At 65.3% G+C, this 14455-nt stretch carries 12 protein-coding genes; 11 read left to right on the top strand and 1 reads right to left on the bottom strand.

What is annotated here, in order from left to right; genetic code table 11:
* Positions 1–11: 11 nt before the first annotated feature.
* The 4 genes from JHC36_RS00060 to aspS are packed head-to-tail and all read left to right on the top strand — an operon-like array spanning position 12 to position 4383.
* Complete coding sequence (locus JHC36_RS00060) at positions 12–1478, top strand: high affinity choline transporter 1 (RefSeq protein WP_287914294.1); 1467 nt, start codon at positions 12–14, stop codon at positions 1476–1478.
* 58 nt (positions 1479–1536) lie between these two features.
* A complete protein-coding gene (locus JHC36_RS00055) occupies positions 1537–1845 on the top strand; it encodes an FmdB family zinc ribbon protein (protein WP_124223889.1) in 309 nt (102 codons plus the stop codon).
* A 35-nt stretch (positions 1846–1880) separates the two neighbouring features.
* The gene (locus tag JHC36_RS00050; RefSeq protein WP_124223891.1) at positions 1881–2528 is read left to right on the top strand and encodes a DUF502 domain-containing protein; all 648 of its coding nucleotides are present in this window, start codon (positions 1881–1883) and stop codon (positions 2526–2528) included.
* A 58-nt stretch (positions 2529–2586) separates the two neighbouring features.
* Positions 2587–4383 carry an aspartate--tRNA ligase gene (aspS, locus tag JHC36_RS00045; protein WP_287914288.1) on the top strand — a complete coding sequence of 599 codons (1797 nt, stop codon included), beginning with the start codon at positions 2587–2589 and terminating at the stop codon, positions 4381–4383.
* 81 nt (positions 4384–4464) lie between these two features.
* Here aspS and JHC36_RS00040 read toward each other — a convergent pair whose 3' ends face one another.
* Positions 4465–7368 (bottom strand): valine--tRNA ligase, encoded by a 2904-nt coding sequence (locus JHC36_RS00040; protein WP_287914285.1) that lies wholly within the window; start codon positions 7366–7368, stop codon positions 4465–4467.
* 368 nt (positions 7369–7736) lie between these two features.
* Between JHC36_RS00040 and JHC36_RS00035 the strand changes: the two genes are divergently transcribed.
* The 7 genes from JHC36_RS00035 (at position 7737) to queF (ending at position 14195) form a co-directional block, all read left to right on the top strand.
* On the top strand, positions 7737–8159 hold the full coding sequence (locus JHC36_RS00035) for a rubrerythrin family protein (protein ID WP_124223897.1): 423 nt from the start codon (positions 7737–7739) through the stop codon (positions 8157–8159).
* Positions 8160–8272: 113 nt separating this feature from the next.
* Positions 8273–9622 carry a (Fe-S)-binding protein gene (locus JHC36_RS00030; protein ID WP_287914281.1) on the top strand — a complete coding sequence of 450 codons (1350 nt, stop codon included), beginning with the start codon at positions 8273–8275 and terminating at the stop codon, positions 9620–9622.
* Between the two features lie 35 nt (positions 9623–9657).
* Entirely contained in the window at positions 9658–10257 is a 600-nt protein-coding gene (locus JHC36_RS00025) for a DUF3501 family protein (RefSeq protein WP_124223901.1), read from the top strand.
* A 99-nt stretch (positions 10258–10356) separates the two neighbouring features.
* A complete protein-coding gene (gene yaaA / locus JHC36_RS00020; RefSeq protein WP_287914272.1) occupies positions 10357–11133 on the top strand; it encodes a peroxide stress protein YaaA in 777 nt (258 codons plus the stop codon).
* A gap of 11 nt (positions 11134–11144) precedes the next feature.
* Positions 11145–12029, top strand: a complete 885-nt coding sequence (locus tag JHC36_RS00015; RefSeq protein WP_287914269.1) for a 2OG-Fe(II) oxygenase — start codon at positions 11145–11147, stop codon at positions 12027–12029.
* Positions 12030–12366: 337 nt separating this feature from the next.
* Complete coding sequence (locus JHC36_RS00010; RefSeq protein ID WP_287914266.1) at positions 12367–13299, top strand: alpha/beta fold hydrolase; 933 nt, start codon at positions 12367–12369, stop codon at positions 13297–13299.
* Positions 13296–14195 carry an NADPH-dependent 7-cyano-7-deazaguanine reductase QueF gene (gene queF / locus JHC36_RS00005; protein WP_287914263.1) on the top strand — a complete coding sequence of 300 codons (900 nt, stop codon included), beginning with the start codon at positions 13296–13298 and terminating at the stop codon, positions 14193–14195. The genes JHC36_RS00010 and queF overlap by 4 nt, the downstream gene beginning before the upstream one ends.
* The last annotated feature ends 260 nt before the right edge of the window (positions 14196–14455 follow it).

The following is a 14455-nucleotide window of genomic DNA, read 5'->3' as shown; positions in this document are numbered from 1 at the left end:
GGAGATCCTCCATGTTGATCGGTTTCATCGTCTTCTATCTGCTCGCCTCGGTGGCCATAGGCTTGCTCGCGGCGCGTCGGGTGCACAACACCGCCGACTACGCGGTGGCGGGCCGCAGCCTGCCGATGGCCGTCGTGGTCGCGACGACGTTTGCGACCTGGTTCGGCTCTGAGACGGTGCTGGGTGTATCTGCCCGCTTCGTGGATGGTGGCCTGGGCGCGGTGGTCGAAGATCCATTTGGTGCCTCGATGTGCCTGGTTCTCGTCGGCCTGTTCTTCGCGGGCAAGCTCTACCCGCGAAAACTCATCACGCTGGGCGACTATTACCGTCAACGCTACGGCCGTGCGGTCGAGGTCACCTGCTCGCTCATCATTCTGTTGAGTTACCTCGGCTGGGTCGCCGCGCAGATCACGGCGCTTGGCCTCGTGTTTTCGATGCTGGCGCCCGACCATGTGAGCGTCGCCGGGGGTATGGTTCTAGGGACGCTGGTCGTGCTCGTCTACACGCTCTACGGCGGAATGTGGTCGGTGGCACTGACCGACTTCGTGCAGATGATCGTCATCGCGGCCGGCTTGCTGGCGATCGCCTGGTTTGCGGCCGACCTGGCGGGCGGGGCGGCTCGGGTGTACACCTACGCCGCGCAGGCGGACAAGCTGCGGTTTTTCCCCAAGGGCGGCATGCACGACTGGTTGTTCTTCATCGGGGCTGCGATCACGATGATGCTGGGCTCGATTCCGCAGCAGGATGTGTTTCAGCGCGTCATGTCCTCGCGGAACGTGCAGATCGCCCGCCGCGGCCCCGTCGTGGGCGGCCTGCTGTATCTCGGCTTTGCCTTCATTCCGATGTTCGTCGTCACCGCCGCCGTGCTGGTGATGCCCGAGGCCACGGCTCTGCTCCAGGAAGATCCGCAAAAAGTGCTGCCCACGCTGGTCTTGAACCATATGCCGCCCGTTCTGCAGGTGGCGTTCTTCGGCGCACTGCTCTCGGCCATCATGTCCACCGCCTCGGCGACGCTGCTGGCTCCGAGCACGACCTTCGTCGAGAACATCTTGCGCAACCTTCGGCCGGGCATGAGCGACCAGCAAACCTTGCGGGCCATGCGCTTGACGGTGCTGATCTTTACCGCCTGCGTGCTGAGTTATGCGGTCGCGATGCAGGGCACGTCGATTTATGAACTGGTATCTAGCGCCTACCAGCTGCCGCTGGTTGGCGCTTTCGTGCCGCTGGTCGCAGGCTTGTATTGGAAGCGCTCGACGACTCAGGGGGCGGTCCTGTCGGTGGCGGCGGGCTTGCTGGTTTGGCTGGTTTTCATGTTGACGCCGGCGCTGGGGCAAGCGTTCCCGCAGCAACTCGCGGGGCTGCTGGCCGCGTTTCTTGGCATGGCGGTGGGCTCGCTCGGGCCGCAGTGGATACGCAACCACACCGGGCATGTCCACCACTTCGAGGCGTCGGCCGAGTCGATCGGTCGTGGGGCTTGAAGAGGGGCTTGGGTGCCTATAATTCAAGGCTTTGCCTTTCACACTGTCCTTTGAAGCCATGCCAATCTACGCTTACCGTTGTGAGTCCTGTGGTCATGCCAAGGACGTTTTGCAAAAAATGTCGGATGCTCCGCTCACGAAGTGTCCTGCCTGCGGGGCGGAGACCTTTCGAAAGCAGGTCACGGCGGCCGGGTTCCAGCTCAAGGGCTCGGGCTGGTACGTGACGGACTTCCGCGGCGGTTCCTCAGGCGCCGCCGCCACCGCGACGGCATCGTCCGCTGCGGCGACCGAATCCAAGAGCGAGTCGACTGCCACAGCCTCCGCTGGCGAGTCCGGCGCATGCGGCGCGGCCTGCGCATGCCACTGAAGCCGTCTCTTTAAGCGCATTCGCCCGCACCGCCCATGAAGCGCCGCTTCCAGCAGTATTTCATTACCGGCCTGCTGGTGTGGCTGCCCATGGGCGTCACGATCTGGGTGCTGACCTGGCTGGTCGGCCTGCTCGACGGCATCTTCCTCGCCATGCTCGGGGCCGTCACGGCGGTCGTCCCGGGCCTGGCCGTCATCACCGAGCCGCTGCGTCATATTCCGGGGCTCGGGGTCATCCTGGTTGCGTCCGGAATTTTGCTGACCGGCCTTTTCGTTGCCAACATGTTTGGCCAGTGGTGGCTGCGCCAGTGGCACCGACTGATGACGCGGATTCCCGTGGTCCGCAGCATCTACAACAGCGTCAAGCAGGTTGCGGACACGCTGTTTTCAGGCTCGGGCCATGCGTTTTCCAAGGCCTTGTTGATCCAGTATCCGCGGCCAGGTTCGTGGACGATCGCCTTTCTCACCGGCAAGCCCGGGGGCGAGGTGGCGGCCCATCTGGTTGGCGAGCACGTGAGCGTTTACGTGCCGACCACGCCCAACCCCACTTCCGGTTTTTTTCTCATGGTTCCGCGTTCGGACGTCATCGAACTCGAGATGAGCGTCGACGCGGCTTTGAAATACATCATCTCGATGGGTGTCGTGGCTCCGGATGCCGCGGCCAATCGGCCCGCCCACTCCTGAAGATGTGCCCCCCGGTGTCTCTGGTTGCAGAGGCATCTCACTGCGCTGAAAGTCTCCCATGTCCATGCGAACTCACTATTGCGGTCTGGTGACCGAATCCCTCATCGGTCAAAACGTCAGTCTTTGCGGCTGGGTCAATCGCCGGCGCGACCACGGCGGCGTGATCTTTGTCGATTTGCGCGACCGGGAAGGCTATGTGCAGGTGGTCTGCGACCCCGACCGCCCCGAGATGTTCCAGGTCGCCGAGGGGCTACGCAACGAGTTCTGCATTCAGGTTCGTGGGGTCGTGCGGGCTCGCCCCGCGGGCACGGTCAATGAGCAGCTCAAGAGCGGCAAGGTCGAGGTTCTGTGTCACGAGATCGTCGTGCTCAACCCCTCGGTCACGCCGCCGTTCCAACTCGACGACGAGAACCTCTCGGAAACCACGCGGCTGACGCACCGCGTGCTCGATCTGCGTCGCCCCTACATGCAGCGCAACCTCATGTTGCGCTACCGTGTGGCGATGGCGGTGCGCAAGTTTCTTGACGCGCATGGCTTCATCGACATCGAGACGCCGATGCTCACCAAGTCGACCCCCGAAGGTGCGCGCGACTACCTCGTGCCGAGCCGCGTCCATCCCGGCATGTTTTTCGCACTGCCGCAGTCGCCTCAGTTGTTCAAGCAGTTGCTGATGGTGGCGGGCTACGACCGCTATTACCAGATCACCAAGTGCTTCCGCGACGAAGACCTGCGCGCCGACCGTCAGCCCGAGTTCACGCAGATCGATATCGAGACCTCCTTCCTCACCGAGCAGGAAATCCGTGACCTGTTCCAGGGCATGATCAGCGGCGTGTTCCAGGAAGTGCTGGGCGTGGACCTGGGCACCTTCCCGGTCATGCCCTATAGCGAAGCGATGCACCGCTACGGCTCGGACAAGCCCGACCTGCGGGTGAAGCTCGAGTTCACCGAACTCACCGACGTCATGGCCGATGTGGACTTCAAGGTCTTCTCTGGCCCCGCGCAAACGCCTGGTGGTCGCGTGGTCGCCCTGTGCGTGCGCGGCGGCGCGGAAATGCCTCGCAGCGAGATCGATGCGCTGACCGAGTTCGTCAAGATTTACGGCGCCAAGGGCTTGGCCTGGATCAAGGTCAACGAGCTCGCCAAGGGCCGAGACGGCCTGCAGAGCCCGATCGTCAAGAACCTGCACGACCGCGCCATCGAGGCCATCCTCACGCGCACCGGCGCGCGCGACGGTGACATCATCTTCTTCGGTGCGGACAAAGCGAAGATCGTCAACGACGCCATCGGCGCTCTGCGCCTGAAGATCGGCCACAGCGAACTGGCGAAGAAGAACGGCCTGTTCGAAGACCGCTGGGCGCCGCTGTGGGTGGTCGATTTCCCCATGTTCGAGTTCGACGAAGAGGAAAACCGCTGGAACGCGGTGCACCACCCGTTTACCGCACCCAAGGACGGCCACGAAGACTACATGGAGTCCGACCCCGGCCGCTGCCTGGCCAAGGCGTACGACATGGTGCTCAACGGCTGGGAACTCGGCGGCGGCTCGATTCGGATCCACCGTGCCGACGTCCAGAGCAAGGTGTTTGCCGCCCTCAAAATTTCGCCCGAAGACGCCCAGGCCAAGTTTGGCTTCCTGCTCGATGCACTGCAGTACGGCGCGCCGCCGCACGGTGGCCTGGCCTTCGGTTTGGACCGCCTCATCACGCTGATGACCGGCGCCGAGTCGATCCGTGACGTGATTGCCTTTCCGAAGACCCAGCGCGCGCAATGTCTGCTCACACACGCGCCGAGCCCGGTCGATGAAAAGCAGCTGCGCGAACTGCACATTCGCCTGCGCACGCCGGCAGCGGCAAGCTGAGTAGAGACCCGCCGATCGAGCGGCGGGTCTTTGAAATGCAAAGAAAACCCGGCAGACGCCGGGTTTTTCTTTGCGCCCGATTCACCGCGCCGAGAGGCGCTGCAACTGGGCTTCGATTTTTTCGAGCTGGGCGCGGAAGTCGGTCACACGCTGGCGCTCTTGCGCGATCACGGCCGGCGGTGCTTTGGCGACGAAGGCTTCGTTGCCGAGCTTGCCTTCGGCCTTGGCGATCTCGCCGCGCAGGCGGGCGGCCTCTTTGCTCAAGCGGGCTTGCTCGGCGGCAATGTCGATTTCCATGAAAAGGCAGAGCCGCGCGTCGCCCACCACGGCGACCGGCGCGGTCTGTGCCGCCGCGGCCCATGAGGCTTCGTCGTCGAACACGCGGACTTCACTGAGCTTGGCGAGCGACTGCAGCACGGCCGCGTGGGCACGCAGGAAGGCTGCATCGCCGACCGCGTAGAGCGGCAGCCGCGTGGCGGGCGAGACACCGAGTTCGCCGCGCAGCGTGCGGCAGGCTTCGACGATGCTTTTGAGGTGCGCGACCTCGGCCTCGGCGGCGGGGTCGATGCGCTCGGGTTGAGCCTCGGGGTAGGGCGCGATGCTGACCGACTCGCCGGGGCGGCCGGCCACCGGCGCGACTTTTTGCCAGAGTTCTTCGGTGATGAAGGGAATGATTGGGTGGGCGAGGCGCAACACGGTCTCGAGCGTGCGGATCAGGGTGCGGCGGGTCGCACGCTGCTGCTCGAGCCGGCCGGTTTGGATCTGCACTTTGGCGATTTCGAGGTACCAGTCGCAGAACTCGTTCCAGACGAAGTCATAAATCGCGTTGGCGACGTTGTCGAGCCGGTAGTCCGCGAAGCCTTGCGCGACTTCGGCCTCGACGCGCTGCAGCGCCGAGACGATCCAGCGATCGGCCTGGCTGAAGTCGAGATAGCCGCCGGGCGTGCAGGCTTCGGCGCCATGGTCTGCGAGGCCACAGTCCTGACCCTCGCAGTTCATCAGCACGAAGCGCGTGGCGTTCCAGAGCTTGTTGCAGAAGTTGCGGTAGCCCTCGCAGCGCTTGGTGTCGAAGTTGATGCTCCGGCCCAAAGAGGCGAGCGCCGCGAAGGTCAAGCGCAGCGCGTCGGCGCCGTAGGCCGGGATGCCGCTCGGAAACTCACGCTCGGTCGCCTTGCGGACCTGGGGCGCGGTTTCGGGTCGGCGCAGGCCGGTGGTGCGCTTCTCCAGCAGGGTGGGCAGGTCGATGCCGTCGATCAGGTCGACCGGGTCGAGCACGTTGCCCTCGGACTTGCTCATCTTCTTACCCTGGGCGTCGCGGATCAGGCCGTGGATGTAGACGTCGCGGAAGGGCACGCGGCCGGTGAAGTGCGTGGTCATCATGATCATCCGGGCGACCCAGAAGAAAATGATGTCGTAGCCAGTGACCAGCACCGAACTGGGCAGATAGAGGTCGTAGTCCTTGAGCGGATTGGGGTCGTCGACGCTTTCGGGCCAGCCCATGGTCGAAAACGGCACGAGCGCGCTCGAATACCAGGTGTCGAGCACGTCGGGGTCGCGCGTGAGCCGCTTGCCGGCGCCGGCTTGAGCCTGCGCTTCGGCCTCGGTCCGGGCGACATAGACCTGGCCGTCTTCGTCGTACCAGGCGGGAATCTGGTGACCCCACCAGAGCTGACGGCTGATGCACCAGTCCTGGATGTTGTTCATCCACTGGTTGTAGGTGTTGACCCAGTTTTCGGGCACGAAACGCACCTGGCCCGAGGCGACGGCGTGGATGGCTTTCTCAGCGATCGAGGTGCCGCTGGTGTTCTTCTCGTTGCCCTTGCTGGTCATGGCGACGAACCACTGGTCGGTCAGCATGGGCTCGATCACCTGTCCGGTGCGGGTGCAGCGCGGCACCATGAGCCGGTGCTTCTTCACCTCGACCAGCAGTCCCGCGGCTTCGAGGTCGGCGACGATGCGTTTGCGCGCCTCGAAGCGGTCGAGGCCCCGGTAGGGGCTGGGGGCGTGCTCGTTGATGGTGGCGTCGGGGTTGAGCACACCGATGATGGGTAGGCCGTGCCGCTGCCCAACCGCGTAGTCGTTGGCGTCGTGCGCCGGCGTGACTTTGACCACGCCGGTGCCGAATTCCCGGTCGACGTATGCGTCGGCGATGACGGGGATTTCCCGGTCGCACAGCGGCAGCTTCACGAACTGGCCGACCAGGTGCCGATAGCGCTCGTCTTCCGGGTGGACCATCACGGCCACGTCGCCCAGCAGCGTTTCGGGGCGGGTGGTGGCGACGGTCAGGTGGCCCGAGCCGTTGACCAAGGGATAGGCAATGTGCCAGAGGAAGCCGTCTTCTTCCTCGCTCTCCACCTCGAGATCGGAGACGGCGGTTTTGAGCACGGGGTCCCAGTGCACCAAGCGCTTGCCGCGGTAGATCAAGCCCTGCTCGTAGAGCCGAACGAAGGTTTCGGTGACCACGCGCGAGAGCTTCTCGTCCATCGTGAAGTATTCGCGGCTCCAGTCGACCGAGTCGCCCAGGCGTCGCATCTGGCGCGTGATCGTGTTGCCCGACTGCTCCTTCCACTCCCAGACCTTGGCGACGAAATTCTTGCGTGCTTCTTCCGGGGTGGGGCCCATCTCGTAGCGGCTGACGCCTTGAGCCTGCAACTGCCGCTCCACGACGATCTGGGTGGCGATGCCGGCATGGTCGGTACCCGGGATCCAGACCGTGTTGAAGCCGCGCATGCGGTGGTAGCGCGTCAGGCTGTCCATGATGGTCTGGTTGAACGCATGGCCCATGTGCAGCGTGCCGGTCACGTTGGGCGGCGGCAACTGGATCGCGAACGCAGGTGCCCCGGCCTTCGGGGCGCCCGTGCCCCGATAGCCCGCGCGGCCATAACCGCGGCGCTCCCACTCGGGCCCCCAGCGTTGCTCGATGGGGGCGGGTTCGAAAGACTTGGCAAGGCTGGCAAGGCCGCTCTGGATGGGCTGATCGGTCATGGAGGCGTTGGGGTGCGGGGGCTGAAAGACGGGCGCAAGCGGCTGCGCAAGCCGCGGCGCGCAAACCCCTGATTCTAGGCAACGCTCAACAAGCCCCTCGCGCGCGCAGCAGCTTGCTGAGTGCCGACGCCGGGATCCTGTACCGACTGCGGGCGGCCTGCGGCATGCTCGTGTTCGCCAGGGGCCGCGACCGTGCCGCGTTAGGTTGTGGTAATCGACTCGATAGAAAAACTCAACTGGATTTGCGGCGGTGATGGGGCTAACGTGAAGACGTCCGCATTCGGCCACTCTGCGGTGCGTGGCGCGCCCGCAGGGTGGGCTGGGCGAGACGGACCTGCCGATACCCATTTCACCCTCAGGAGCACACCATGCCTACATTGAAAGGTTCGCGAACCGAGCAATGCCTCAAGGACGCCTTTGCCGGCGAGTCGATGGCCAACCGCCGCTATCTCTATTTCGCCAACAAGGCCGACGTCGAAGGTCAAAACGACGTCGCTGCGCTCTTCCGCTCGACCGCGGAAGGGGAAACCGGCCATGCGCACGGTCACCTCGAGTTCCTCGAGCAGTCGGGCGACCCCGCCACGGGGATGCCGATCGGCACCACGCGGCAGAACCTCGCCTCGGCCGTGGCGGGTGAAACGCACGAGTACACCGACATGTACCCGGGCATGGCCAAGACGGCGCGTGAGGAAGGGTTCGACGAGATCGCCGACTGGTTCGAGACGCTGGCCAAGGCCGAACGCTCGCACGCCAACCGTTACACCAAGGCGCTGAACGAACTCGTCGACTGAGTGTTTCGTGTGTTGGGCACCGGTGCTGGCCGGCGCCCAATGCACGAAGCGCTACAAGCCCGGCAAAGCCGCCTGCGTGCAGCGGCTGCCGTCTCGACATACCGGAGGAACGCATGGCCACCGAAGGCAATCTGCAAGCACCGACCCGGCATCCGCTGGACTGGAAGAGCCCCGAGTTCTACGACGAGGCTTCGTGCTTCAAGGAACTCGAGCGCATCTTCGACATCTGCCACGGCTGCCGCCGGTGCGTGAGTCTGTGCGCGGCGTTCCCGACCCTGTTCGACCTCGTCGACGAGGGGCCGACGGGCGAGGTCGACGGGGTCGACAAGAAGGACTATTGGAAGGTCGTGAACCAGTGTTACATGTGCGACCTGTGCTACATGACCAAGTGTCCGTACACGCCGCCGCACCCGTGGAACCTGGACTTTCCGCACACCATGCTGCGCGCCAAGGCGATCAAGTTCAAGAAGGGCGAGGTGCATGCCGCGGAGCGATTCCTGGCTTCGACCGACGTGCACGGGCAGTTCGCGGGCATCCCGATCGTGGTGCAGGTAGCCAATGCGGTCACGCATACGAAAGCGGCGCGCTCGGTGTTGGAGTCGGTCGCGGGCGTCGACCGGGACGCCTGGCTGCCGGACCTCGCCACGCAACGTTTTCGCTGGGCGGCGCCCAAAGCCAAGGCGAGCCGTGTGGTCGATGGTGAGAAGACGCCGGGCAAGGTGGCGATCTTCTCCACCTGCTACATCAACTACAACGAGCCCGGCATCGGTCTGGACCTGCTCAAGATCCTCGACCACAACGAAGTGCCCTATGTGATCGTCGAGAAAGAGCGCTGCTGCGGCATGCCCAAACTCGAACTGGGCGACCTCGAATCGGTCGATGCCGCCAAGCGCGCGAACATTCCGGTGCTGGCACGGTATGCGCGCGAGGGCTATGCGATCCTGGCTGCCGTGCCGAGCTGTGCCTTGATGTTCAAGCAGGAGATTCCCTTGATGTATCCCGAAGACGCCGAGGTGCAGCTGGTCAAGGAACACATGTGGGATCCGTTCGAGTATTTGATGGCGCGTAAACGCGACGGGCTGCTCAAGACCGAATTTCCGCGCCCGCTGGGCAAGGTGAGCTACCAGATTCCCTGCCACGGCCGGGTGCAGAACATCGGCCGCAAGACCGAAGAGATGCTCAAGATGATTCCGGGCACTGACATCCACACGGTCGAGCGCTGCTCGGGGCACGCGGGCACCTATGGCGTCAAGAAGGCCACGCACCAGACGGCCATGAAAATCGGCAAGCCCGTCTTCAAGGCCATGGCGCAGATGAAGGATGGCAGCCCGCCGGACTACATCAGCTCCGACTGCCCGCTGGGCGGGCACCACATCGCGCAAGGATTCGAAGTCAACCAGCTCGGCACGCCCGAGCTCAAGCACCCGCTGACGCTCGTGCGCCAGGCCTACGGACTGGACTGAGCGCGTCGTACGCCAGCGCCTTCGGAGGCAACCCCATGCAAACGACCGGAAAAATCACCCCCGAGAGCCTCATGACGCTCGAGGCCTACAGCAAGTGGCGCAAGACGCACAAGCCCGAGATCATGGCCCACCGCAAGCTGCGCACCGTGCATCTGGGCGAGCATCTGACGCTGCAGTTCGAGAGTGAGCTTTCGATGCGCTACCAAATTCAGGAAATGCTGCGCATCGAAAAAATCTTCGAGGAAGAGGGCATTGCGCAGGAAATCGAGGCCTACGCGCCGCTGGTGCCCGATGGCACCAACTGGAAGGCGACGATGATGCTCGAGTATCCCGACATCCACGAGCGGCGGCGTGAACTCGCGCGGCTCATCGGCATCGAGGATCGGGTGTTCGTCGAGGTCGAGGGTTACCCGCGCGTGTATGCCATTGCCGACGAGGATCTCGACCGCGAAACGCCCGACAAGACCAGCGCGGTGCACTTCCTGCGTTTCGAGCTGCCCCCTGCCCTGCGCGCGGCGGTCAAGGCGGGTGCCGCGGTGCGTGTGGGCTGCGACCACACGAACTATCCGGCCCATGCGCAGATCGCGCCGGAAACTCTGGCGTCGCTGGCCGGCGATTTGACGGTCGAGGCTTGAGATCGAGACCTGAGAGGCTGAGCGCAGAGCTCGCCCGACCTGCCCTGAGGCAGAATTCACCGCGAGGCGTCGCCGACGTCCGGTTTTTTGCTTCCTGCCATGTTGTTTTTGCTCTCTCCGGCCAAATCGCTCGACTTCGAGTCTCCGCTCCCGCCCGTTGCGGCCACGCTGCCACGGTTCACCGAGGACGCGGCCGAGCTCATTGCCCTGCTGCGCCAGCGTTCACCGCAGGAGGTGGCCGAATTGATGGACCTCTCCGACAAACTCGCCGCGCTCAATGTCGCGCGCTATGAGGCCTGGTCGCCCGAGGCCACGCCGGAGAACGCGCGGCCGGCGGTGCTTGCGTTCAACGGTGATGTTTACGAAGGGCTGTCGGCGCGCACGCTCGCGCTCGAAGACTTGCAATGGGCGCAGGGGCATGTGTGCATCTTGAGCGGGCTTTACGGCGTGCTGCGCCCACTGGATCTGATGCAGCCCTACCGGCTGGAGATGGGCACGAAGCTGCCCAACCCGCGCGGCAAGGATCTCTACGATTTTTGGCACGATCGCATCGCGGCTTACCTCAACGAGCGGCTTGCGGCAGACACCACGCCCGTGGTGGTCAACCTCGCTTCGCAGGAATACTTCAAGGCGGTGGACACGAAGGCGCTCAAGGCGCGGGTGGTCGAGTGCGTGTTCGAGGACTGGAAGTCGGGTCAGTACAAGATCATCAGCTTCTTCGCCAAGCGCGCGCGCGGCCTGATGTGCCGCTGGGCCATCACGCACCGCGTCACGCTGCCGCGGCAGCTCGAGGGCTTCGACCTCGACGGCTATGGCTACGCGCCCGAGGCATCGACCCCCGACCGGTTGGTGTTCCGCCGCCGGGTGGCTGCATAAAGGGCGGAGGCATGGCGGCTTCCACCTCGGCGTCGAGCTCGGCTTCGGCTTCGATCACGCCCGAACTGCGTCAGTGGATCATTGCGCAGGCCGAGGCTGGCTGCGAGCTGCCCGCGCTGCTGCAGGCCATGCGCGCCGCCGGTTGGGCCGAAGACGTGGCGGTGGCGGCTCTGGAGCAAACCTTGGCCGAGCACCTGCGCGACCAAGGTGTGGCCGTTGACACACTGATCGCCGAAGCCAGCCGCCCCGTGCCCGAGCCCGACCTCCGCGGCGAACCCACCTGGATCGACGCGGGCGACCGGCGCGTCGCGGTGCTCACGACCGTCGCCCTGCCGCGATTGGTGGTGTTCGGCGGCTTCCTGTCCGATGACGAATGTGAGCAACTCAAAGCCGAAGCCGCGCCGCGCCTCAAGCGCTCGATGACCGTGGACACGCGCACCGGCGGTGAAGAACTCAACGACGACCGCACCAGCGCGGGCATGTTCTTCACGCGCGGCGAAAGCCCGCTGATTGCGCGCATCGAAGCGCGCATTGCGCGGCTGCTGAATTGGCCCGTCGAGCACGGCGAGGGCATCCAGGTGCTGCGCTATTGCTCGGGCGCCGAATACAAGCCGCACTACGACTACTTCGACCCTGCCGCCCCCGGCACGGCGCGGCTGACCGAACACGGCGGGCAGCGCGTGGGCACGCTCGTGATGTACCTCGACGAGCCGCTGCGCGGCGGCGCCACCACCTTCCCCGACGCGGGCATTGCGGTCGCGCCGCGGCGGGGCAATGCCGTGTTCTTCAGCTACCCCATGCCCCACCCCGCCACGCGCACGCTGCACGGCGGCGCGCCCGTGCTCGAGGGTGAGAAGTGGATTGCGACCAAGTGGCTGCGTGAGCGGCCGTATTGAGTGGCCAAGGCGGCCTGCGGTCGCCACCGCGGCGTCTGGTGGGTATCTTTTTGAAGGTTTCTCGCCATATGCCGGCGTGAAATGGTCATTGAACCTAAATCTGGCAGTTGACCGCTGCTCGCGAAAAGCAAGGTTTTGATGTTTCAGCAATTTTCGGTGCGCAGGCCCTTCACCTTTTGGGTGAACGCTGCGCACCCGTTCGAGTCGCCCTCGGGCGCGGGGGCGGCGTTGCAAATCCTCGCCATGGCACCCGCCATGGCTGCGGTTTGCGCCTTGCCCGCGCGCCCGATGACGACCCGCCCAGGCGCGCCCAACTGCCGGATTTAGGTTGAATGCTATGAAAATAAAAGCAAACGGACTCGAGCTCGAAGTCGAGGACAGTGGCGCCGACGGCACGCAGGCCGAGCGGCCGGTGGTGCTGCTGATCTCGGGCCTGGGGCTGCAGCTCACCGACTGGCCGCCGGCGCTGGTGCAGGGCTTGCAGGACGCGGGCTTTCGGGTCGTGCGCTTCGACAACCGTGACGCGGGCTTGTCCACCCATCTCGACGCGTTGGGCGTGCCCAACCTGCTGTGGGTGGGGCTGCAGCATCGGCTGGGCCTCAAGCCGCGGCCGCCCTATACCCTCGAGGACATGGCGCGCGATGCCCTCGGCGTGCTCGATGCGCTGGGGATCGCGCGCGCGCACGTCGTCGGCATGAGCATGGGCGGCATGATTGCGCAGCGCTTGGCCTTGCTCGCCCCCGAGCGGGTGCTGAGCCTCACCAGCATCATGAGTTCGAGCGGCGCGCGCGGCCTGCCCGGGCCGGACTCGCGCATTCTCAAGTCGCTGTTGCAGCGCCCACCGAGCGGCTCGCCGGTCGACTTGGTCGAGCATTACCTGCGCATCTTCACCGCCATTGGCAGCCCCGACTTCCATGTAGACGAGGCGGAACTGCGCGCGCGCATCCTCGCGAGCGTGCGCCGCAGCCACAGCCCAGCGGGCACGCTGCGGCAAATGGCGGCGGTGATTGGCGACATGGACCGCGCCGAGCGGCTTGGCCGCATCCGTGCGCCGACGCTCGTGATCCACGGCAAGGCCGATCCGCTCGTGCCCTATGCCTGCGGCCTCGACACCGCACGGCGCATTCCCGGCGCGCGGATGCTCGGCATCGAGGGCATGGGGCACGACCTGCCCAGCGGCGTGGTCGAGCGCGTGCTGCCCGCCCTGATCGAACACCTGCGCGCGGCCAGCCCCGAGCGCCCCGGCGCCACCGAAGGAGCCCATCCATGAACCCATCCCCATCGAAGCATCCGTCTGAGTCTTCCTCCCCGGCCGCGCGGGACTTGCGGCCCGAGGAGTCGCCGCTGGGCAAGCCGGCGCGCTACTGCGACCGCTACGACCCGAGCCTGCTGTTTCCGCTGCCGCGCGCGCCCAAGCGTGCCGAGATCGGCATCACCGGCGCGCCCCCCTTCGGCGGGGCCGACCTCTGGACCGCCTATGAAGTCTCCTGGCTCAACCCGCGCGGCAAGCCGCAGGTCGCCATCGCGCACATCACCGTGCCGGCTGAGAGCACCCACATCGTCGAGAGCAAGTCCTTCAAGCTCTACCTCAACAGCTACAACAACACCCGCTTCGACGATGCCGAGGCCGTGCGCACGCGCCTGCGCGAGGACTTGAGCGCGGCCGTCTGGCAGGGTGGACCGGTACGCGCGAGCGTGGGCGTGCGCCTGCTCGGACCGGAGGCGTTCGACGCGCAGCCCATTCATGAACTCGATGGCCTCAGCCTCGACCGCCTCGACGTCGAATGCACGCACGACACCCCCGCGCCCGAACTGCTGCGCGCCGCCTTCGACGAACAGCCCGTCGAAGAAACCCTGGTGAGCCATCTGCTCAAGAGCAACTGCCTCGTCACCGGCCAGCCCGACTGGGCGAGTGTGCAAATTCACTACAGCGGGCCGCAAATCGACCAAGAGGGCCTGCTGCGCTACCTCGTGAGCTTTCGCAACCACAACGAGTTTCACGAGCAATGCGTCGAGCGCATCTTCATGGACCTCTGGACCCGCTGTAAACCCGCCAAGCTCACCGTCTACGCCCGCTACACCCGTCGCGGCGGCCTCGACATCAACCCCTGGCGCAGCAGCCACCCCGCATCCTTGCCGGCCAACGTGCGCACGGCACGGCAGTAGGGCGAGAGGCCGCAACGGGATTTCGGTCGTTCAGGGTGGCTGCCCGGTCGGCCGCGTGAGCCATTGAACCTAAATCCGGCAGTTGACCGCTTTGAGCTGGATGCAAGGTGTTGATGTTTGAACCGTTTTGGGTGCAAAAGCCGTTCACCGCTTGGGTGAGCGCTGCGCACCCGTTCGAGTCGCCCTCGGGCGCGGGGGCGGCGTTGCAAATCCTCGCCATGGCGAGCGCCATGGCTGTGGTTTGCGCCTTGCCCGCGCGC

Origin of the sequence: Tibeticola sp. (assembly GCF_022759015.1) — a bacterium.
In the GTDB taxonomy this organism is placed as follows: Bacteria; Pseudomonadota; Gammaproteobacteria; order Burkholderiales; family Burkholderiaceae_C; genus Tibeticola; species Tibeticola sediminis.
Note: the sequence above shows the minus strand (reverse complement) of the source record. Positions and strands in the feature narration are given on the sequence as shown.